The organism is Streptomyces sp. M41 (assembly GCF_043673425.1).
In the GTDB taxonomy this organism is placed as follows: domain Bacteria; phylum Actinomycetota; class Actinomycetes; order Streptomycetales; family Streptomycetaceae; genus Streptomyces.
In genome coordinates, this window is sequence record NZ_JBIMKE010000024.1 from 55,330 (window position 1) to 75,026 (window position 19,697).

Annotated in this window: 14 protein-coding genes, 1 tRNA gene and 1 pseudogene; 7 read left to right on the forward strand and 9 right to left on the reverse strand. The window is 71.1% G+C overall.

Annotation, left to right across the window (positions count from 1 at the left end; genetic code table 11):
* Window positions 1–12: 12 nt before the first annotated feature.
* Window positions 13–1,971, reverse strand: a complete 1,959-nt coding sequence (locus ACHBTE_RS26025; protein WP_394726516.1) for an NAD-binding protein — start codon at window positions 1,969–1,971, stop codon at window positions 13–15.
* 180 nt (window positions 1,972–2,151) lie between these two features.
* Between ACHBTE_RS26025 and ACHBTE_RS26030 the strand changes: the two genes are divergently transcribed.
* The 3 genes from ACHBTE_RS26030 (at window position 2,152) to ACHBTE_RS26040 (ending at window position 5,326) form a co-directional block, all read left to right on the forward strand.
* The gene (locus ACHBTE_RS26030) at window positions 2,152–3,246 is read left to right on the forward strand and encodes a permease (RefSeq protein WP_394726517.1); all 1,095 of its coding nucleotides are present in this window, start codon (window positions 2,152–2,154) and stop codon (window positions 3,244–3,246) included.
* Window positions 3,243–4,034, forward strand: a complete 792-nt coding sequence (locus ACHBTE_RS26035) for a TIGR03943 family putative permease subunit (protein WP_394726518.1) — start codon at window positions 3,243–3,245, stop codon at window positions 4,032–4,034. The genes ACHBTE_RS26030 and ACHBTE_RS26035 overlap by 4 nt, the downstream gene beginning before the upstream one ends.
* A gap of 77 nt (window positions 4,035–4,111) precedes the next feature.
* Complete coding sequence (locus tag ACHBTE_RS26040; RefSeq protein ID WP_394726519.1) at window positions 4,112–5,326, forward strand: amidohydrolase family protein; 1,215 nt, start codon at window positions 4,112–4,114, stop codon at window positions 5,324–5,326.
* A 69-nt stretch (window positions 5,327–5,395) separates the two neighbouring features.
* Here the strand turns inward: ACHBTE_RS26040 and ACHBTE_RS26045 are convergent, their stop codons facing one another.
* Window positions 5,396–6,154 (reverse strand): glycosyltransferase family 2 protein, encoded by a 759-nt coding sequence (locus ACHBTE_RS26045; RefSeq protein WP_394726520.1) that lies wholly within the window; start codon window positions 6,152–6,154, stop codon window positions 5,396–5,398.
* A gap of 283 nt (window positions 6,155–6,437) precedes the next feature.
* The gene (locus ACHBTE_RS26050) at window positions 6,438–10,433 is read right to left on the reverse strand and encodes a hypothetical protein (protein WP_394726521.1); all 3,996 of its coding nucleotides are present in this window, start codon (window positions 10,431–10,433) and stop codon (window positions 6,438–6,440) included.
* A 522-nt stretch (window positions 10,434–10,955) separates the two neighbouring features.
* Between ACHBTE_RS26050 and ACHBTE_RS26055 the strand changes: the two genes are divergently transcribed.
* Together ACHBTE_RS26055 and ACHBTE_RS26060 are read left to right on the forward strand one after the other, a co-directional pair.
* Window positions 10,956–11,180: a hypothetical protein gene (locus tag ACHBTE_RS26055; RefSeq protein ID WP_394726522.1), complete on the forward strand. Its 225-nt coding sequence runs from the start codon at window positions 10,956–10,958 to the stop codon at window positions 11,178–11,180.
* 93 nt (window positions 11,181–11,273) lie between these two features.
* Complete coding sequence (locus tag ACHBTE_RS26060; RefSeq protein ID WP_394726523.1) at window positions 11,274–11,582, forward strand: hypothetical protein; 309 nt, start codon at window positions 11,274–11,276, stop codon at window positions 11,580–11,582.
* A 103-nt stretch (window positions 11,583–11,685) separates the two neighbouring features.
* Here ACHBTE_RS26060 and ACHBTE_RS26065 read toward each other — a convergent pair whose 3' ends face one another.
* From ACHBTE_RS26065 to ACHBTE_RS26075, 3 genes are all read right to left on the reverse strand, one after another.
* Entirely contained in the window at window positions 11,686–11,985 is a 300-nt protein-coding gene (locus tag ACHBTE_RS26065) for a hypothetical protein (protein WP_394726525.1), read from the reverse strand.
* A gap of 245 nt (window positions 11,986–12,230) precedes the next feature.
* Window positions 12,231–13,889, reverse strand: coding sequence for an MFS transporter (locus ACHBTE_RS26070; protein WP_394726526.1), 1,659 nt, complete (start codon window positions 13,887–13,889; stop codon window positions 12,231–12,233).
* Between the two features lie 728 nt (window positions 13,890–14,617).
* A complete protein-coding gene (locus tag ACHBTE_RS26075; RefSeq protein WP_394726528.1) occupies window positions 14,618–16,192 on the reverse strand; it encodes an RNA polymerase sigma factor in 1,575 nt (524 codons plus the stop codon).
* A 255-nt stretch (window positions 16,193–16,447) separates the two neighbouring features.
* Here ACHBTE_RS26075 and ACHBTE_RS26080 point away from each other — a divergent pair.
* Window positions 16,448–16,921, forward strand: a pseudogene (locus tag ACHBTE_RS26080) (site-specific integrase); the annotation flags it as partial.
* Between the two features lie 76 nt (window positions 16,922–16,997).
* On the opposite strand, the gene ACHBTE_RS26085 reads toward ACHBTE_RS26080, so the two are convergent.
* From ACHBTE_RS26085 to ACHBTE_RS26095, 3 genes are all read right to left on the reverse strand, one after another.
* Window positions 16,998–17,071: transfer RNA gene (locus tag ACHBTE_RS26085), tRNA-Pro, on the reverse strand.
* A 33-nt stretch (window positions 17,072–17,104) separates the two neighbouring features.
* A complete protein-coding gene (locus tag ACHBTE_RS26090) occupies window positions 17,105–17,923 on the reverse strand; it encodes a Pr6Pr family membrane protein (RefSeq protein ID WP_394726529.1) in 819 nt (272 codons plus the stop codon).
* A gap of 224 nt (window positions 17,924–18,147) precedes the next feature.
* A complete protein-coding gene (locus ACHBTE_RS26095) occupies window positions 18,148–19,074 on the reverse strand; it encodes a metallophosphoesterase (protein WP_394726531.1) in 927 nt (308 codons plus the stop codon).
* Window positions 19,075–19,176: 102 nt separating this feature from the next.
* Here ACHBTE_RS26095 and ACHBTE_RS26100 point away from each other — a divergent pair, with 102 nt between their 5' ends.
* Window positions 19,177–19,641 carry a GatB/YqeY domain-containing protein gene (locus tag ACHBTE_RS26100; RefSeq protein ID WP_394726532.1) on the forward strand — a complete coding sequence of 155 codons (465 nt, stop codon included), beginning with the start codon at window positions 19,177–19,179 and terminating at the stop codon, window positions 19,639–19,641.
* Window positions 19,642–19,697 lie beyond the last annotated feature (56 nt).

Sequence of the window (19,697 nt, forward strand, 5' to 3'; positions counted from 1 at the left end):
TGGCGTCAATCCTCATTGACGCGGGGGCGTCCCTCTCTGCTGCCGGGATCGCCTCCCCAGCAGTTCCGCCAGCCCCCGGCGGGTCGCGGCCAGTACCACCCGGTCCTCCTTCTGAAGGACGTAGGACTCGGGCAGGTCCCACACCCACCCCGAGGCACCGCCCGCGCGGGCCTCGTCATGGGCCTCCTCCACCGCGGGTTCCTCGCGGCGGTCGTCGCGGCGTTCGTCCGGGGCGGTCCGGTCCAGGGCCAGGACTCGCCAGGCGCCGGGCCTGAAGGCCTGGCCGACGGTCTTGTCCTCGAGTTGTGGATGACCGGCCACCTCCACCGCCGCGAACAGCAGCACGCGCCGTTCCACGGGGATCGCGCCCAGGATCTGCCGGCCCATCATCGCCCCGGCGAACGCGGGCGCGGCCAGATGCGTCACGCTGCGGCTGCGGGTCAGGGCGTGGGGGTGCGCGGCGCGCAGGGTGCGGTAGACCGCGGTGGCGAAGTCGTCGTCGTACAGGCGCAGCACCACGCGCAGATCGGGGCGGACGGAACGGGCGTACAGGGCGGCTTCGAGGTTCGTGGTGTCCGCGCTGGTCACCGCCAGGAGCGCGTGCGCCCGATGGATCTTGGCGGCCTCCAGGACGCCTTCCTGGGTGACGTCCCCGAGGACCACCGGCACCCGCAGCCGGCGTGCCGTCGCCATCCCGCGGGCCTCGGGATCGGACTCGACGCACACCACGGGAATGTGCAGTTCCCGCAGCCGGGTCAGCACCCGGGTGCCGATCTTGCCGAGGCCGAGCAGGACCACATGGCCGCCCAGCCCGCGCGGCGGCTTGCGCAGCGCGGACGCGGTACGAAAGGTGCCGAGGGCCTCCAGCACCGCCGCCAGCAGCACCGGGAGCAGCAGCAGCCCGGTCAGCCCGGACAGCAGTTGCAGGACCTGACGGGCCGTGGACTGGTGGAGCGCGGGCTCGTTGATGGCGAAGAGATCGAGGAGGGTCATGTACGTGGCGTACAGGGGGTGTTCGCCGGTCACCACCGTCAGCGCGACGGCCAGGGCCGCCACACACCCCACCAGCCCGGCCAGCGACCACCGCAGCCGTCGTGAGAACAGCGAGGCGAACGACGGTACGGTGCCGAGCCCCGACGGCAGCGAGGGTCCCGCGTACGACACCTGCTCCAGGACGACCGCGCCCCGGCTTCTGGCCCCCTGCACGGTCGTCGCGTCCGGCAGCAGGAGCGGCCCCTGGTCGCCGCTGCCCTCCGAACCGTCCGCGCCCGCCGGGTCGTTGCTGGTCGCGGACAGCAGGGCGAGGGTGGCCAGCCCGGACGCCGGGGGCTGCCCGGGGCGCAGGGGCGGGCGCTCGACCGCGCGCAGCAGCAGGCCGTCGGTCTGTACGACCTTGGTGGTGCCGACGACCGCGGTCGCGGCCAGCGCGGGGGCGGCCGTGTCGGCGTCGGACAGCACGGTCGTGGAGGCGTCCAGAGCGGCGTCGTCCGCGCCGGTCGCCAACGCCGCCGCCTGGTCGAGGAGTTCCTCGATGTGCTGGCCCAGCCGGCGGTTGTACAGCCGCAGGACGAGCCGGAGCCGGGGGTTGATGCGGCGGGCGGTGAGGGCGGCGCGGATGTTGGTCTCGTCGTCGTCGTAGACGAGTGCGAGTGCGGCGGCCCGCTCCACGCCCACGTCGGTGAGCGCGGCCTCGGTGGCCTCGGCGGCCTCGACGACCCGGATGCTCCGGGCCGGTTCGCTGCCGCCGGTCCCGCCGACTCCGCCCGCCCCGCCGCCTCCGCCGTTCGCGCGACTGACCGCGGCGGTCACGACCCCGAGCAGCGCCGCCGACGCGGCCCTGGCGCGGCCCACGACCGGTGGCCGTACGGTGCGTTCGGCGGGCGGCACGACGAGGGTGACCTGTTCGGCGTAGACCCCGCGCAACTCGGCCGCCAGCCGGTGCGCCAGCCCGTCGTCACCGCACACCACCATGTGCGCGGTCGCGTCACTCCCTAAGCCCTGATTCGGAACGCTCGCCACAAGGGGAAAGACTGCCTCATGGTGACGGGTGGTTCCAGAAGCGGCCCCTGAAGCCTGAACGCCCGCGCCCTGGCCGCCGTACGAGAGCGGAGGCAGAAAGCGCCCTTCCGCACCACCGGAGGTACCTCGCCCGTGGCGATCAGCAGGACCGTCCCGCAGCGGACGGACGACGAGCGGACGGACGACGAGCGGACGGACGACGAGCGGGCCGACGGCCCGCGGACGCACGCCCGGCGGGCCGACGGCCGCGGGGAAGCGGCGCGGACACCGGAGGAGGGCCGGCACCTCAACTCCTCCCTCCTGCTGACCATGCTCATGGTCGTGCTCGTGCTCCTCCAGAGCCCGATCCGCAGCGCGCTGTCCGCGCCGGTCATGCAGAGCTGGACGACGGTCTTCGTCGCGGTGATGGTCCAGGCGCTGCCGTTCCTGGTGCTCGGCGTGCTGCTCTCGGCGGTGATCGCGGTGTTCGTGCCGCCGTCCTTCTTCGCCCGCGCCCTGCCCGGCCGCCCCGCCCTCGCCGTCCCGGTCGCCGGTGCGGCCGGCGCGGTGCTGCCGGGCTGCGAGTGCGCGTCGGTGCCGGTCGCCGGGGCCCTGGTCCGGCGTGGGGTGACCCCGGCGGCGGCGCTGGCGTTCCTGCTGTCCGCGCCCGCCATCAACCCGATCGTGCTGACCGCGACGGCCGTCGCCTTCCCGGGCAACCCGGAAATGGTCCTCGCCCGGCTGGTCGCGAGCCTGCTCGTGGCGTGTGCGATGGGCTGGCTGTGGCTGCGTCTGGGCCGCACCGACTGGCTGAAGCCGCCGTCCCACCCGTCCCGCGACGGCCAGCGCAAGGGCGAGGCATTCTGGGACTCGGTCCGGCACGACGTGATGCACGCCGGGGGCTTCCTGGTGATCGGCGCGATGGCGGCGGCGACCCTCAAGGCGGTGGCCCCGGAGAGCTGGCTGCGCGCTGCGGCCGACAACCCGGTGCTCGCGGTCCTCACCCTCGCGACCCTCGCGGTGGTGCTGTCGATCTGCTCGGAGGCGGACGCGTTCGTCGCGGCCTCCCTGTCGCAGTTCTCGCTCACGGCCCGGCTGGCCTTCCTCGTCGTGGGCCCGATGATCGACCTGAAGCTGTTCGCGATGCAGGCGGGCACCTTCGGCCGCGCCTTCGCCCTGCGGTTCGCCCCGGTCACCTTCGTGCTGGCCGTCGTGGCGTCGGTGCTGACCGGGGCGGTGCTCCTGTGAACCGCCAGGCGCAGTCGGCCGTCCTGTTCCTGCTCGGCGCGTCCCTGCTGCACGCGGGCAGTACGGACCTCTATCTCCGGTACGTCAAGCAGGGGCTGCGTCCGCTGGTACTGGTGTCGGGCGCCGTACTGATCGCGGCGGCGGTGGCGACGGTCTGGTACGAGCGGAAACGGGCCCGGCGGCACCGGCAGAGCGCGGAGAAGCCGGGCGTGGCGAAGCCGAGCCACACCCACCCCGAATCTCCCGCCCACCCCGAGCCCCACACCCACTCCCAACCCCACCCCGAACCCCGAGTCGCCTGGCTCCTCGTCCTCCCCGTCCTCGCCCTGATCCTGGTGGCCCCGCCCGCCCTCGGCTCCTACAGCGCCACCCGCACCGGAACCGCCCTCCAGGAACCCCTCGCCCAGCCCGCGCTCCCGGCCGCCGACCCCCTGCCGTTGAGCGTCGTCGACTACGCGGGCCGTGCCGTCTACGACCACGGCCGCACCCTTCAGGGCCGCCGCGTCCAGCTCACCGGCTTCCTGGCCCTGGACCGGGACGGCACCGCCTACCTCGTGCGCATGACCCTCAACTGCTGCGCCGCCGACGCCCAGCCGGTCAAGGTCGCGCTCACCGGCCAGGTCCCGCCGGTCCTCCAGCCGGACACCTGGCTCCGGGTCACCGGCACCTACACCCCGCGCCGCGCCGAGGACCCGGTCAACGGCCGCCCGATCCCGTACCTCGAGGTCACCCGGGCCGAGCCGGTGCCGGAGCCGGCGGACCCGTACGACGAGAGCTGGAGCAGCTGACGAGGACCGTCTCTTGCCGCCCCCGGGGACGCCCCCTACCCTGAATCTGATGGACCGTCAGATTCGGGAGGCGTGGCGTGGCCAGTACCGAGAGCGGCACCAAGGACCTGCCCAGGGTCATCAGCGTGGACGATCATGTGATCGAGCCCGCGCACCTCTTCGAGACCTGGCTCCCGGCGAAGTACCGGGACCGGGGCCCGAAGCCTCTCACCGCCGGGATCGGGGAACTCCAGTACGTCGGTGGGAAGTACCGCTTCACCACGGACCCGGACGGCCAGCTCACCGACTGGTGGGAGTACGAGGGCGACCTGTTCCCCTACAAGCGCATCATCGCGGCCGTCGGCTTCTCAAGGGACGAGATGACGCTCGACGGGATCACCCGTGAGCAGATGCGGCGCGGCTGCTGGGATCCGAAGGCCCGGCTCGCGGACATGGACATCAACCATGTCGAGGCTTCCCTCTGCTTCCCCACCTTCCCCCGCTTCTGCGGCCAGACCTTCGCCGAGGCCAAGGACAAGGAGGTCGGCCTGGCCTGTGTGCGCGCCTACAACGACTGGATGGTCGAGGAGTGGTGCGGCGACAGCGGCGGCCGGCTGATCCCGCTCTGCCTGATCCCGCTGTGGGACATCGACCTCGCGGTCGCGGAGATCCACCGGAACGCGGCGCGCGGGGTGCGTGCGGTGACGTTCAGCGAGATCCCGACGTATCTCGGGCTGCCGTCCATCCACTCCGGCTACTGGGACCCCTTCTTCGCGGCATGCGAGGAGACCGGCACGGTCGTCAACATGCACATCGGCAGCAGCTCCCAGATGCCGGCCGCCTCCCCGGACGCCCCGCCCGCCGTCCAGGCGTCCCTGTCCTTCAACAACGCCATGGCGTCGATGATGGACTTCCTGTTCTCCGGGGTCCTGGTGAAGTTCCCCCGGCTGAAACTCGCGTACAGCGAGGGCCAGATGGGCTGGATCCCGTACGCCCTGGAGCGCGCGGACGACGTGTGGGAGGAGCACCGGGCCTGGGGCGGGGTGAAGGACCTGATCCCGGAGCCGCCGTCGACGTACTACTACCGCCAGATCTTCTGCTGCTTCTTCCGTGACAAGCACGGCATCGAGGCGATCGAGACGGTCGGCGTCGACAACGCGACCTTCGAGACGGACTATCCGCACGTCGACTCCACCTGGCCGGAGACCAAGCGGGTGGCCGAGGAGCACGTCGGCGGCCTCCCCGACGAGGTGGCCTACAAGCTGCTGCGCGGAAACGCGATCCGGATGCTCGAACTCCCCTTTGATCAGTGACTGACCAGTGATTGATCGGTGACTGATCGGTGGCTGATCGGTGGCTGAACAGTGCCGATCAATGGCTGATCACGGACCGGTGGGGTACCGCCACCCGAACGAGCCCAGCGCCCGCGCCCTGGCCTCCACCACCGCCATCCTGGCCTGCCGTTCGGCCGGGTCGACGTGGGCCGGCTGACCGGTCATCTGGCCGTCCCACTTCCGGTAGAGCAGGCCCGTCCGAGCCGAGAACCAGCCCCGGCTCACGGAGTTGAGCGCGAGCAGCAGACCCGTGTCCTCGGACGCCGGGAGGGCCATCCAGCCGCCGAGCGCGAGCAGCAGGTCACGGCGTACGCACAGGGTCGCGGGGTGGACCTGGGCCCGGAAGCCGTTCGCCCGCCAGAAGTCGAGTACGGCGCCCTGCTCGATCGGCCCGTCGTCGGGGTCGCCGGGGAAACCGGCCGTCGAGCCGTCCGGCAGGAGGTCCAGGACCCTGGAGGTCGTCCAGCCGACGGCCGGTTCGGCCTCGAGCACGGCCAGATCGCGGGCGAGCGTCCCCGGCGTGAGCTGATCGTCGGCGTCCAGGATCTTGGCGTACTCGCCCTCGGTGTGCGCGAGCGCGACCGTGCGGGCCACACCGGGGCCTCCGGGGCGGCCCTGACGGAAGGTCACCCGCGGGTCGTCGGGGACGTACGGGCGGACCTCGTCGGTCCGGCCGTCCTCCTGGATCACCCAGTGCCACTCCCAGCCCGGCGGCAACTCCTGCGCGCACAGCGACTGGTGGGCCTGCGGCAGGAACCCCGCCGACGGGCCGTGGACGGCGGTGACGACGATGACGCGCCGGGACACGGCGGCCCTCACTCCCTTCCGGACATGCGAAGGCCCCTTCCGGACACGCGAAGGCACCTTGCGGACATGCGAAGGCCCGATCGCTGGCGACGGGGGATGCACCAGCGATCGGGCTGAGGCCAACAGTAACAAGGCTGCCTGCCTCGTGGGAGCCGCCTCATCCGCTGCGATGACGCGTTGTGATCGGGATCACGGAAAGCGTTGTCCCACCGCACCCCGGTCACCGGTTGTCCCACCGCACTCCCGTCACTGGCCGTACACCCGCGGGGGCGCCCCTGGTTGGCTAGTTGGCGCACGGCGGTTCGTACGCCAGCCGAGGCAGATACTCGTGCCAACGGTCCCGGGTCAGCACGCCCTGGGTGGTCGCGCAGACGCGGCGGATCGCGTGGTCGACGTCCAGGTTCCACAGCCGGACGGTGTCCGTGCCGCTGGAGACGCCGAGCATGTGGCTGGTGGGGCTGAACGACAGGAAGTTGCCCGTCGTGGCGTTCGGGCTCATCGCCTGGCCGATGGCCGACGCGTCGGACGGGCTGGCGGCGTTCCACAGCCTGACCGAGTTGTCGTTGCCGCCGCTGGCCAGATAGCGCCCGCCCTTGCTGAACGTCAGGGAGACGACCGCTTCGGTGTGGCCGGTCAGGGGGTCCCCGTGCGAGGTCGCCCGGCCCGGATCGGTGACATCCCACAGCCGCACGCTGTCGTCGTCGCTGCCGCTGGCGAGCGTCTGGCCGTCCGGGCTGTAGGCGAGCGCGTTGATGGGCCCGGTGTGACCGGTGAGCGGTGTGCCGCGCAGGGTGGGGCGGCGCGGGGCGGTCACGTTCCACAACCGGATCGTGGTGTCCGCGCTGCCGCTGGCGAGGGTGCGGCCGTCCGGGCTGAAGGCCAGGGAGTTGACGTAGCCGGTGTGTCCCTTGATCGGTGCGCCGAGCGGCACGACACGGGCGGGGTCGCTGACGTTCCACAGCCGGATGGTGCGGTCGTCGTAGGCGGTGGCCAGGATGCGCCCGTCGGGGCTGTAGGCCAGGCTGCGCGGGCCCGCGAAGCGGGTGTGCAGGGTGAGGGGCGAGCCGGCCAGGACCGGTCGGGACGGGTCGGTGACGTTCCACAGGTACAGCCGCCGGTGCCCGGTCCGCACGGCGAGCGTGCGGCCGTCGGGGGAGAACACCATCGAACGCTGATAGCCGTCCGCGGGCATGAACGGCTCGCTCAGGGACACGGGCCGGCCGGGATCCGCCACGTTCCACAGCCGGATCCGCCCGTCGCGCGCGGCCGTGGCGAGGACCTTGCCGTCCGGGCGGAAGGCGCCGCTGCGGCCCGTCATGTCCGCCGTCGGGATCGACCACAGCCGGACCTTGCTGTCGCCGCTGCCGGTGGCGAGCCTGCGGCCGTCGGGGCTGAACCCCAGCGCGTACATCTCTCCGCTGGCGCCCGCGAGGGGCTCGCCGACCTGGGCGGGAGACGCCGGATCGCTGACGTTCCACAGGCTCGCGGTGCTGTCCGCGCTGGCCGCGGCGAGGCTGTCGCCGTCGGGGCTGAACGCCACGGACCAGATCGGGCCGGTGTGCCCGGTGAGCGGCGGTCCGAGCTGGGAGCCGTCGCGCGGGTCGGCGACGTCCCACAGCCGGATGGTGTCGTCCGCGCCGCCGCTGGCGAGGGTGCGGCCGTCGGGGCTGAAGGCGACGGAGTGCACCAGGTCGGTGTGCCCGGTGAGCGCGGGCAGCGGCTTCGGCCGGTCCCGTTCGGCCAGGTCCCACAGCCGGATCGTGTCGTCGTCGCCCCCGGCCGCGAGCGTGCCCCCGTCCGGGCTGAAGGCCACCGACCGCACCGCGGCGTCGGCACCCTTCAGCGTGACGAGCGCCTTCGGCCGCGCCGGATCCGCCATGTCCCACAGGCGTACGGTGCGGTCCTCGCCGACCGAGGCCAGCGTACGGCCGTCGGGGCTGAAGGCGACCAGGTAGATCGTCCCCTCGTGTCCGGTCAGCGGCGCCGGGAGCGCGCGCGGCCGGCTCGGGTCGCGCACGTCCCACAGCCGGACTGTGCCGTCGTCGGAGGCGCTGGCGAGGGTGTGGCCGTCCGGGCTGAAGACCGCGCTGCTCACCCAGCTCCGGTGCCCGGTCAGGGGCTTGCCGAGGGCCTTGGGCCGCGCCGGATCCGCGAGGTCCCACAGGCGTACGGTCCGGTCGTAGCTGGCGGTCGCCAGGAGTTGTCCGTCCGAGCTGAAGCTCGTGAGGTAGACGGCACCGGTGTGGCCGCGCAGGGGGGTGGCCAGCGGCGCGTTCACGATCGAGATCAGTCGACTTGCGGTGTCCGCGTCGTCCGGGCGCAGCCGGTGGGCCACCAGGTCGAGCTGGGCGGACAGCGACGGGTCGGTGTACTGGAAGCGGTCGGCCTCGGCGAGCACCTGGGCGAACACGGCGTCGTCCCGCTGCTGCCAGGCGACCACCGCGGCGCCGACGGCCAGCACCGCCAGGGCGACCAGCGCCGCCACCGCGCTGCGCAGGATCCACACCGTGCGCCTGCGCAGCCGCACCGAGGCGGCCAGGAACTCCACCGCGCTGCGGGTCAGGAAGATGTCGCCGGCGGACCGCGCCCAGCCGGCGGCCTGCTCCAGCCGCGAACCCCGGTACAGCAGTGAGGAGTCCCGCCCGGACCCCTCCCAGGCCCGGCCGTCCTCCTCCAGCCGCTGGCGCAGCAGATTGCCCTGCCGGTCGTCGTCGATCCAGTCGCGCAGCCTCGGCCAGGCGTGCAGCAGCGCCTCGTGCGTGATCTCCACGGTCTCCGCGTCCAGCGTCACCAGCCGGGCCCGCACCAGCGCCTCGAGCGACTCCTCCGTCTTGCCGGGGTCCGTCGATTCCTGCGCCAGCTGCCGCCGTGTCCCGCGCCGCCGGGTCGCCTGGGTGTCCTCACCGAGCCGGACCAGCCGCAGCAGCAGCAGCCGGGCGGCCGTGCGCGCCGCCGGGTCGAGCCCGGACCAGGCCCGTTCGGCGGTCGCGGCGACGGCCCCCTGGATGCCGCCGGCCGCCCGGTACCCGGCCAGCGTCAGCCGGCCCGCCTTGCGCCGCTGCCAGGTGGCGAGCAGCGCGTGCGACAGCAGCGGCAGCACCCCCGCGTCGTGCTCGCCCGAGGTGCCCCCGCCGCGCGGCCGGTCCGCGCTGACCTCCCGCACGATCAGTTCCGCCAGCCCCGGCTCCAGTTCCAGCCCTACGGCCTTGGCCGGCCCGGTCACGGCCTCCCGCAGCTCCGCGCTGGTGAGGGGGCCGAGCACCATGTGCCGGTGCTGGAGCGCGTCGGCCAGCTCCGGGTGGCTCAGGCACCGCTCGTAGAAATCGGCGCGGATGCCGAGGACGACCAGGAGGGGCGGCGGGCCCCCGGGCTCGTCCGCGGTGCAGGCGGCGTGCAGAAGCTGGATGAAGGTGCGCCGGTCGGCTTCGCCCGGGCAGAGCGTGAAGGTCTCCTCGAACTGGTCGACGATCAGCACGGGAGGCCCGGGACCGGAGGAGGCGCCTTCGCGCCGGGCCCAGGCGGAAACGGCGTCACGGGTGGCCCGTACGAAGTCCGTACGGGCCGTCCGGTCGCCGGTGGCCCCGGACACGATGCCGGCCAGTTCGGGAATCCGCCGGACCAGTTCGTCGAGCGGGTCGGCGCCCGGCACGAGGTGCACGACCGGGCGGGCCCGGTCGCTCTCGCCGTCCAGGGCGCCGTCGCGCAGCGCGGGCACGAGACCGGCGTGCAGCAGCGAGGACTTACCGGCGCCCGAGGCGCCGACCAGCATGAACAGTCCGCCGGTCTGCTCCACCGTGCGGAGCTGGGCGACCAGGACGTCCGTACTGCGCTCCCGGCCGAAGAACCACCGGGCGTCCTCCTGCCGGTAGGCGGCCAGACCCCGATACGGACAGACACTGCCCGCCACCGCGGGCGCCTCGACCGGAGCCTGCTCCTCCTCTTCCCCGGTCGTCGCCCGTTCCCACAGCCGCTGCCACTGCCCGAGGTCGTACAGCCCCGCCGACACGGGCGCGGGTCGCGCGCGCCGCGCCTGGGGGATGAGGACATGCAGTACGGCGGAGAGGGCGGGGAACTGGGCGGGCACGTTCTTGGCGCGGCGCCAGTCGCTGATCCGCTGCGCGGACACCCGTACGGGCCGCCCCCGCTCGTCGACGCGCTGAAGCCGTACGACCGCCTCGGCCACACTCTTCAGCGGTGGGTTGCCGGCCTCCTTGTAGAGGAGCGCGAGCCGTTCAGCGAAGGCCGTGCGTGCCGCCGAGTCGGAACTCAAAGCCTCCACTCCTCCTGTTTCCGCCGCACCGGACATCCGGACCGGAAAACTCACTTTATATGGCTGACCTGCGGCTAAGGCGGCGTCCGGAGACCGGAACCTCCTCCTCGGCACGCTCGACTGGCAGGATCACGACGCAAGTGCTCATCACTCGCGCGACGCCCGGCCAGGCCACCAGCCCAGAGCTTGGTGAGACCACTCCGGGCGCCGCATGTTCTCGGCCACCTTTCACCGAATCCCGCCCCACAGGAGTCACGAGCAGCTCGCGCCACCTCCTCGCCCTCGATCCCGGGTGACCGCCGTGCACCAGGACGCCCGGCACATCAGGGATCGACACCGCCCCCGCCGCCCGGCACCGGTCCCCACGAGGGGAGGGACCGGTGCCGGGCGACGCGGTCATACGGGGACCTGCGCCGAGAGCACCGATGGCCCTATAAATCGAACACGTGATTGAATCCGGCCATGCGAACGTTCCCCGACGACCCGGCCCACTGGAGTGCAGGCCCGTACGTCCCGGACGATCCTGAAGGCATGACCGGACCGATTCGCGTGATCGTGCACCCGCCGTCTGCCACGGGGGGCCGACGCGTACGCGTGGACGGCGAGATCCTGGGGCTGGCCCACAACGTGGCCGACGTCGCGGAATTCCTTCGCCGGGCCGGACTGGAGATCGACCCGGCGGACGTGGCGACGGTGCCCTGGATCGACTGGCGCGGAGTGGGGCCCGAGCGCTGGGGCCCGGAGCCCGGGACCTGACCGAAGTTGCCGGCCAGGGGTGGTTACTGGCGAGTTAAGTCGACTCGGTAAGATCCATCTCGACCACAGCAAGCCCTACTTGGGGGAACATTCATGACCAAGCGCTTCTCTGCCCTGGCTGTCTCCGCAGCCATCGTCGGAGGCCTCTTCATCACGTCGGTGCCCGCGCACGCCGCCCCGTCGGCAGGCCACAGCGCGGCCTCGGCCAAGGGTGCCATCACGTGCAACGAGGGCCAGATGCGCCAGCAGATCGCCAAGCTCAAGAACAAGGCAGCCAAGCTGAAGCAGCTGGGCGAGCACGCGGCGGCCAAGCGGACCCTCAACGAGGCCGCTGCCCTCCAGAAGCGACTGCAGCAGTGCATCGACGCCGACAACAACGCCAGCAAGCCGTTCCCCGGCTGACGCTGCCCTTGTCCGCATGGCGCTGCCCGCTCCGTTCCGGGGCGGGCAGCGCTTTCGCGTGTACGGCGGAGGATGCGGAGACGCCCATGGGGTCTCCGTCGGCTCAGCAGGTGGTGAGGGTGCGTACCCGCCCGGCGCAGACCCACCGCTCCTCCCCGGCACGCGCCGGCTGTGTCACCGGTCCACCGTGAAGTAGGCGGCTGGATCGAGGGAGTTGCAGTGTCTTGCCGAGCCCCATCTCGTCGGCCGGCACCGCGCCGCTGTGCGTGTCGATGGTCTCGCGCAGCCAGCTCACCCCGCCCACCTGACACGGCCGCAGCCTCGCGGTGAGCGCCGTGCGCAACTCGCCCCCCACCGCGAGGGTGCGACGGAAGACGGCGCCCGCGTGCTCAGCCGTCGTCACGGCTACCCCCGTCGCGTCGGGAACGGCGTGCGTCGCGACCGGAAGAGCGGATTCGCGCCCCGAGATCCACGCCCGCCAGACCTCCACCGACCGCCCGGGCGAATCGAGCGGCGTCACCGACCGGCGGGGCCGCCCCCACGGCGCCGCCGGCCCAGGTCCACAGGGCGAACATGTGACGGTCGGGCAGGTAGGTGACCCGACTGCCCGCCCCCGCCTCGGGGAGCTTCTGCCGGGTTCCCACGGCGTCAGTGCGTGCCCGTGTCGTCGCCCTCGAAGGCGAGCCGGGCATCGGCCCCGGCGCCCTCCCCGGCCCGGGGGGCGGCCTCATCGACGATCGGTCCGCCTCCCCGCACGGGCTCCGGCTGTGACCCCGGCTCACCCTCGTCAGCTGCTGTGGGCTTGTGGATCGAGCGCAGGGCGAGCAGCAGCACGGCCGCACCGAGGAGCGTGATGCACATGATCCAGACCGCGCCGACGTGCATGGCGTGGACGAACGCGTCGTCGGCGGCCCGCCCGAGCGCGGGCCGGTGGGTCATGGCAGCGATATACCGGGCCTGTTCGGCGGAGACCAGCGCCTGCTCCCGCACCGGTCCGGGCACACCGTCCAACGAGGGTTCGATCGCGCTCCGGTACACGATCGACATGATCGTGCCGCCGACGGCGATACCGATCACACCGCCGGTCTGGCGCACGGTGTTGGTGACGGCCGACCCGGCACCGGCCCGGTCCAGCGGCAGGGTGCTGATCAGCGCCGCGGTCACCGGGCCGAGCACCATGCCGATCGACAGGCCCTGGACCAGCAGCACGATCTCGATCCGGACGAGGGGCGTGTGCAGCCCGAAGAGCCCATACGCACCCATGGTGAGCGCCGCCACGGTCATGGCCGGCACGGTGACGAGCCGCAGCGTCCAACGGTGCACCAACCATGCGCCGACGGGCGCGCCGAGGATCGCGCCGAGCGCGGTCGGGAGGCCGGCCAGACCCGCTTCCATCGGTGAGTAGCCGCGCGCGCCCTGGAGGTAGAACGCGTTGTAGAAGGTGACCGCGGAGATGGCGAACAGGAGCAGACCGAGCGCCAGGTTGCCGCCACCGAACGCGCGCCGGGCGAGCAACCGGGGATCGAAGGTCGGCGTCTTGCTGCGCAGCTCGACCCGGACGAACACGGCCAGCAGCACCAGTCCGGCGACGATCGGCGCCCAGACGTCCGTACGGCCCCAGTCCGCCACCTGCCCCGCGCGGATCAGTCCGTAGGCGAGCGCCGCGAGGCCGGTGACCGACAGCAGCATCCCGGCCGGGTCCAGCGGTCGCACCACGGGGCTGCGAAAGTCCGGGACCAGCAGGGCGATGCCGATCAGCGCCAGCACCACGACCGGGACGTTGACGAGGAAGACCGAGCCCCACCAGAAGTGGTCGAGCAGCACCCCGGCGAGCACCGGACCCACGGCCATGCCGACACCGGCGGAGGTCGAGGAGACGGCGATGGCGGTCGACCGCGCCGGGCCGGTGAACGTCCACATGAGGATGGCCAGGCTGGCCGGCATGATCAACGCGCTGCCGACGCCCATCGCGGCCCGGGCGGCTATCAACTGCCCCGCGTCGCCCGCGTACGCCGCCCAGACCGAGGACGCGCCGAACACCACCAGGCCCACCACGAGCACGGCCCGGTGCCCGAAGCGGTCGCCCAGCGCCCCCGCGGTGAACATCAAGGTGGCGAAGGCCAGCGTGTACGAGCCGGTGGCCCATTGCAGCTCGGCCGGTCCGGCATTCAGCCCGAGGGCCGGGTCCGCGAGGGTCTCCAGGGTGGTACTCAGAACGGTGTTGTCCAGCCAGATCAGAAGTGAACACACCATGAGAACAACCAGAATCAACTGCTGCCTGAACTTGGGCAACGCGTATGTAGTCATGAATACCTTCGGCTGCGATCACGAAAAACTGACGAGCGGGACCGTAGGCAACCATCAGGCAAGTGTCAATTCCCGATCCGACGCCCGCACTTGACGATTTCCGCACGTCGTAGAGGGCATGCCGCCCAACCTTCTGTCAATTCCCACGCCGCACGGCCGCAGCGAGGATTCGATACGCATTCGAGGGCATGCCGCCGGGTCCGCTGTCAATTCACGATCCAGTTGTTCGACCACACCTGCATTCCATGCTTTGTATGTGGGACGCACGGAGGGGGCGTCACGGAATTCACTCGGCCCTCCGGGGCGTGGGTAAAACCCTCCGGGGCGTAGGTAAAAGGCGTGGCGTCGCCGAGGGGGAATGGCATAGCGGCTGGTGCAGCGGCATCGCGGCGGGCGCGGGAGACGCGGAGGCAGGAGCGGCTGCTGAGGGAGCAGTGGCAGATGGCCCGGCGGCAGGCCACCGGTCGGAAGCCGCCGACGAGGGCGAACGCAGGGTCACCGCCCAGCTGTTGGTTTCGAGCGCGCGGGGGTGGCAGGCACCGGCGAGACCGTCGTCGGCCGGCACCGCGCGGCCAACCTGGCCCAGGCACCAGTGGACGACTCCTGCGAGCCTGTGGCGAGGGCCCCTTGTCGAGAACGTGGCCGCGCCGGATCGCACCTCTCGAAGCGGGGCGGGCGCCAGGAGCGCGCGAAGCCGCGAGCGCAGTCCTCCACCCAGGCGTCTACGCTCAGCCGCCTGGGCCGCCGAAGATGCCGCCAGCTGAGCTGGACGTGTTGGTGTTCGTGCTGGTGCCCGTGCCGCCGAAGATGCCACTGTTGGCGTCGTACCCGGTGTCCGAGCCGCCGAACAAGCTGCTGTCAGCGTTGGACGGGCTGGTGACCGTGGTGCCCTGATCGAGATGTGCAGTGCCGCAGGTCTCGTCGGACGGATCGCAGGAGGAGCTTGGGGTGCCGCTGGCATCGGCTCCTCCATTCTCGGCGCCGCCTGAGGACTTCGTGGGCTGTCCTTTCGGCTGAGGGATGGGCCAACTCCTCTTCTTCTGGGCGCTGGGTGAAGGCTGGACAACCGCCCTGCGGTCCGGTCGACTGGATTCTTCGGTGGGATGCGACTGCACAGGAGTGTTGTCTGTATCCCCGGTTGGCTGTTCGGAGGCGTCGCTGATCGCCTGTTCTGCTCTCCTGTCCGATCCTGTATCGCCGGATTCCGGCAGCAGGACGAAGATTCCGACGATACCACCCAGCGCGGCTAGGGGAGCGCCCGCGATTACGGCCGCCGAACGGAATCCATTTCTCGTGCACCCGGCGTGGGTGACCGACGAACGTACGCGCGCAATGCCGAATTTCTGTGAGACTGGGTGGGCTGTGTGCAGGGGTTGCTCTGGAGCAGCGTGAGCGGGGAGTGGCGTGCCAATCGCCCTCGCCGCCGGTGTCTCCCATGGTGCAACGAAAATCTCTGTGTGCCGGAACAGGAGTGCGGGGGGCAGGGCTTGGAGCGACTGATCCAGGTCATCGAGTTGGAGCAGCGCGGTGGCGCATGGTTGGCATTCGCTGACATGCCGGTACAGGGCTGAGGAAGGACGGGCTCCATTGCGCCGGACGGCGGCTGCGAGCAGACCGATGTAAGGCCGGCACCTCTCATTGTCCATCCGGTCCAGATGGGTCCGCAGGCATGTCTCACGGAGGATCTCACGTGCGCGTTGTGCCATGGAGGGGACGAGGGCAGGTGATGTGCCCATGAGTATGCCCACTTGCTCTGGTGAGTCGTCGTCGATCACGGTGTGCCACAACAGGAGCTGACATCGTTCGGGTAGTGCCCAGAAAGAGGCGGCCACCAGCGCATCTTCCGCTCCTTCGTTTTCCGCCGTGACGCGGCTGTCGAGCGAAAGGTCCTGTACGCGGGTTCGAAACTCCGGCGTCAGGCCGGTGCCGCGGGATTGAGAGATCCACACGACGGCGGTGTTGAAGACGGAGGCGAGCACGTATGGGCGCCAGGTGACACTCGGGCGGCATCCGGACCGAACACGGTCTATCGCATTCTCGAAGGCTTCCCTGGTCAGGCCATCGGCCGCTTGGATATCGCGGCAATACCCAGCGGCATGGCCGACAACTGCGCTCCAGTGACGACGCTGGAGTTCAGTGACCGCTCCACCGGCCTGAACGAGCTTTCTCCCACGCGATCGGGTATGAGACACGGCTTTCGCCGTGGGCAATCCACCTCCGGCCGAGGCGTCGGCTCGGATGGCTTCTATGAGTGCCGCGTCGGAGGCGCAATCCCACTGCGGCTTCCGGTCCCTGACAACCATGCGCGGCTCCTCGTGATCACTCCCGCCACCACCACACATCACTCGCCCAGGCGACCACCCGCATATTGAGGGAGGAAGGCTTGATCCTCGCTGGTGAGGGCCGTGATGGATGCCCTGCGGGCAGAAATCAGCCGGTTCTTGGACGTCTGTGGGTTCTGAGAGAGAACTGACCTCGCACGGTCCCGCCGAGTTATCCGAGTGTTATCGCCGAGGATGCGAGCCCGGGATGCGGAGCCTCCGTCGCCGCACCAACGTTCGATGCTCACAGGCGGCCGTACGGAAGAGATCCGCCCGTTGAGGTGGGATCACGTCGACCTCGATGGCGACCCGGACGCGCGCCCCGAGATCCCGCCGCACATCGCCGTGTGGCGCTCGGTCCGAAGCACCGGGGAGACGAAGACCAGGAAGTCTCGCAGGACGCTGGCGCTGCCCGGCCGCGCCATCGACGCATTCAGGATCCAGTGGCAGTGGCTCGCGGCTGGCGACAAGTGGCCGGAGACCGGACCTGTCGACGGGATCGTCCCGGAGGAGTGGACGCCGCGGGAGCTCCGGCAGAGCTTCGTATCGATCCTGTCGGACAGGGGGATCCCGCGTGAGGAGATCTCGCGGCTTGTCGGACACTCCAGTACGGCCGTGACCGAGGAGGTCTACCGGAAGCAGATCCGCCCGGTGATCCAGACCGGAGCGACCGTCATGGATCGCATCTTCGTCGCTGTTGCGAAGCGATAGTCACCAGTTAGTCACTCACAACAGATCAGGCCCGGTGCTGATCTCTCAGCGCCGAGCCTGACCTGGTACTTCACTGTCGGGGTGGCGGGATTTGAACCCACGACCTCTTCGTCCCGAACGAAGCGCGCTGCCAAGCTGCGCTACACCCCGATGTCGCTGCTTGTCGCGGCGACGACGTTTACTTTAGCCCACCGGTGGCTGGAGACGAAATCCGGTTTTCGCGCGGCGCCTGCGGATGCGGACGCGGTTGCGGATCGGGTTGAGGCGGACGTGGTCGAGGGCCACGAGGACGATGGCCAGGGCGTACATGGCGAGGCCGATGAGCAGGGCGTTGCCGAGGACGCTCTTGTAGCCGTGCTGGGTGATGTCGAGGAAGGGGTAGAGGTAGCGGGCCGGTGTGTCGGTCGGCAGGAACACGCCCCGGACGAGCGCGAACGCCAGGTAGGCGAAGGGGTAGAGCATCCAGGTCGCCGCCCGACGCAGGCGCAGTCGGCCGGGGGCCGTGAGGAGCAGCCAGTCCAGCAGGACCGCTACGGGCATCGCCGTATGCAGGACCTGGTTGGTGATCGCATGCCAGCCCGTCGGCTCCGTCGCCTCGCCCGTGAGGACGCCCGGCAGCGCGAAGGTGCTCGCCCCCTTGGCCAGGAGAAGGTGGTAGACGAGGCCCGTGATCACGGCGTAGAGCAGTGTGGCTCCCGTCAGGGCCGACGGGAGGGGGCGGCGGGCGGTCCAGGCGCGGCGGGCCGACAGGAGGAAGACCAGGGCCAGCAGGATGTTGCTCTGGACCGCGAAGAGGCTCAGGGTGCGCAGGGGGCTGCCGAGGGTCAGCTCGACCGCCACCGCCGTGGCCGCGATCAGCGCGACCAGCAGGCGGTAGCCGGCGGCCAGGGGGCGGCGTACGGGTGCTCGTACCGCCGTGGCCGGGACGTGGGAGGGCATCAGCACGGGAATGCCCGGTATTGCGGGGAGGTCCGGGATGTCCCTGGGTATCGGGGCCGTCATGCCCTCACGCTAAGCGGGTATGGGGCAAATGGGGCGATATGGGTAGACCGTGCGGGTTACGGGTTACGAGTTACGGGTTACGGGTGCGCGTCCGCGGCGACGCCCCGGTCTATACGCCAGTAACCCAGTGACCGCGGTACCTCACTGGCCCCGGTACGCCCAGTACCCCCGCGCCCAGTACGGCCCAGTCCCCCGCGCCTCGGTACGCCCAGTACCCCCGCGCCCTACTCCCGCCCCACCAACGTCAGCAACGTCGCCTCCGGCGGGCACGCGAAGCGGAATGGGGTGTAGCGGTTCGTGCCGCAGCCGGCCGAGACGTGGAGGTATGACGTACGGCCCTCGGCCGTGTGCGTGGACAGGCCCTTCACCCGGTCCGTGTCCAGGTCGCAGTTGGTGACCAGCGCGCCGTAGAAGGGGATGCAGAGCTGGCCGCCGTGGGTGTGGCCGGCCAGGATCAGGGGGTAGGCGTCGGCCGTGTACGCGTCCAGGACGCGCAGGTACGGCGCGTGCACCACGCCCATCGCGAAGTCGGCGGTGCCGGACGGGCCGCCGGACACCTGCTCGTAGCGGTCCCTCTTGATGTGCGGGTCGTCGAGGCCCGTGAGCTCCACGGACACGCCCTCGACCTTCAGCGTCCCGCGCGTGTTCGTCAGGTTGAGCCAGCCCGCGGCGTCGAAGCCGTCGCGCAGGTCCTCCCAGGGGTTGTGGATCGCGCCGACGGCGGGTGCGTTGCCGTTGAGGCCGTGCCGGCCCTGGGCCTTCTCCAGGAGGTACCGGGCGGGGTTGCGCAGCTTGGGGCCGTAGTAGTCGTTCGAGCCGAAGACGTACGCGCCCGGGAACTCCATCAACGGGCCCAGCGCGTCCAGCACCTCCGGTACACCTTCGGGGTCGGAGAGGTTGTCGCCGGTGTTGATCACGAAGTCGGGGCGCAGGCCCGCCAGCGAGCGCAGCCACCGCTGCTTCTTTCGTTGGCCGCCGACCATGTGGATGTCGGAGACCTGGAGCACGCGCAGCGGGCGCATGCCGGAGGGGAGCGCGGGGATCGTCACCCGTCGAAGACGGAAGGAGCGGGCCTCGAAACCCGCCGAGTACAGCAGACCGGCGGCGCCAACCGCCGTGATTCCCAGGGGTACTCCGTATCGCGCACGCATACGACCATCGTGTCAGACCGGCGGAGAGCTCTGAGCCCGGCGACCACCCCGCCCCCTTAAATCAGGGGGCGTTCCCGTCCCCACACCTGCGACAATCACCCCATGACCACGCTCAAGTCGAAGCTGCAGGAAGACCTCAACGCCGCGATCAAGGAGCGCGACGAGCTCCGCTCCTCGACGCTCCGGCTGACGCTCGCCGCGATCACCAAGGAGGAGGTCGCGGGCAAGGAGAAGCGCGAGCTCTCCGACGACGAGGTGCAGAAGGTGATCACCCGCGAGGCGAAGAAGCGCCGTGAGGCGGCCGAGGCCTTCGCGCAGGGTGGTCGTGCCGAGTCCGCCGAGCGGGAGAAGGCGGAGGGCGAGGTGCTCGCCGCGTACCTGCCGAAGCAGCTCAGCGACGACGAGCTGAACCAGATCGTCGCCCAGGCCGTCGAGGAGGCCAAGGCGGCGGGTGCCGAGGGCCCGCGGGCCATGGGCGCCGTCATGAAGATCGTGAACCCGAAGGTGGCGGGTCAGGCGGAGGGTGGCCGCGTCGCCGCCGCCGTGAAGAAGCTGCTCGCCGGCTGAGGCACTGACTCCGGCAGGGTCGGCCCGAATTGCAACACCCTCGTGACGAGGCTCGT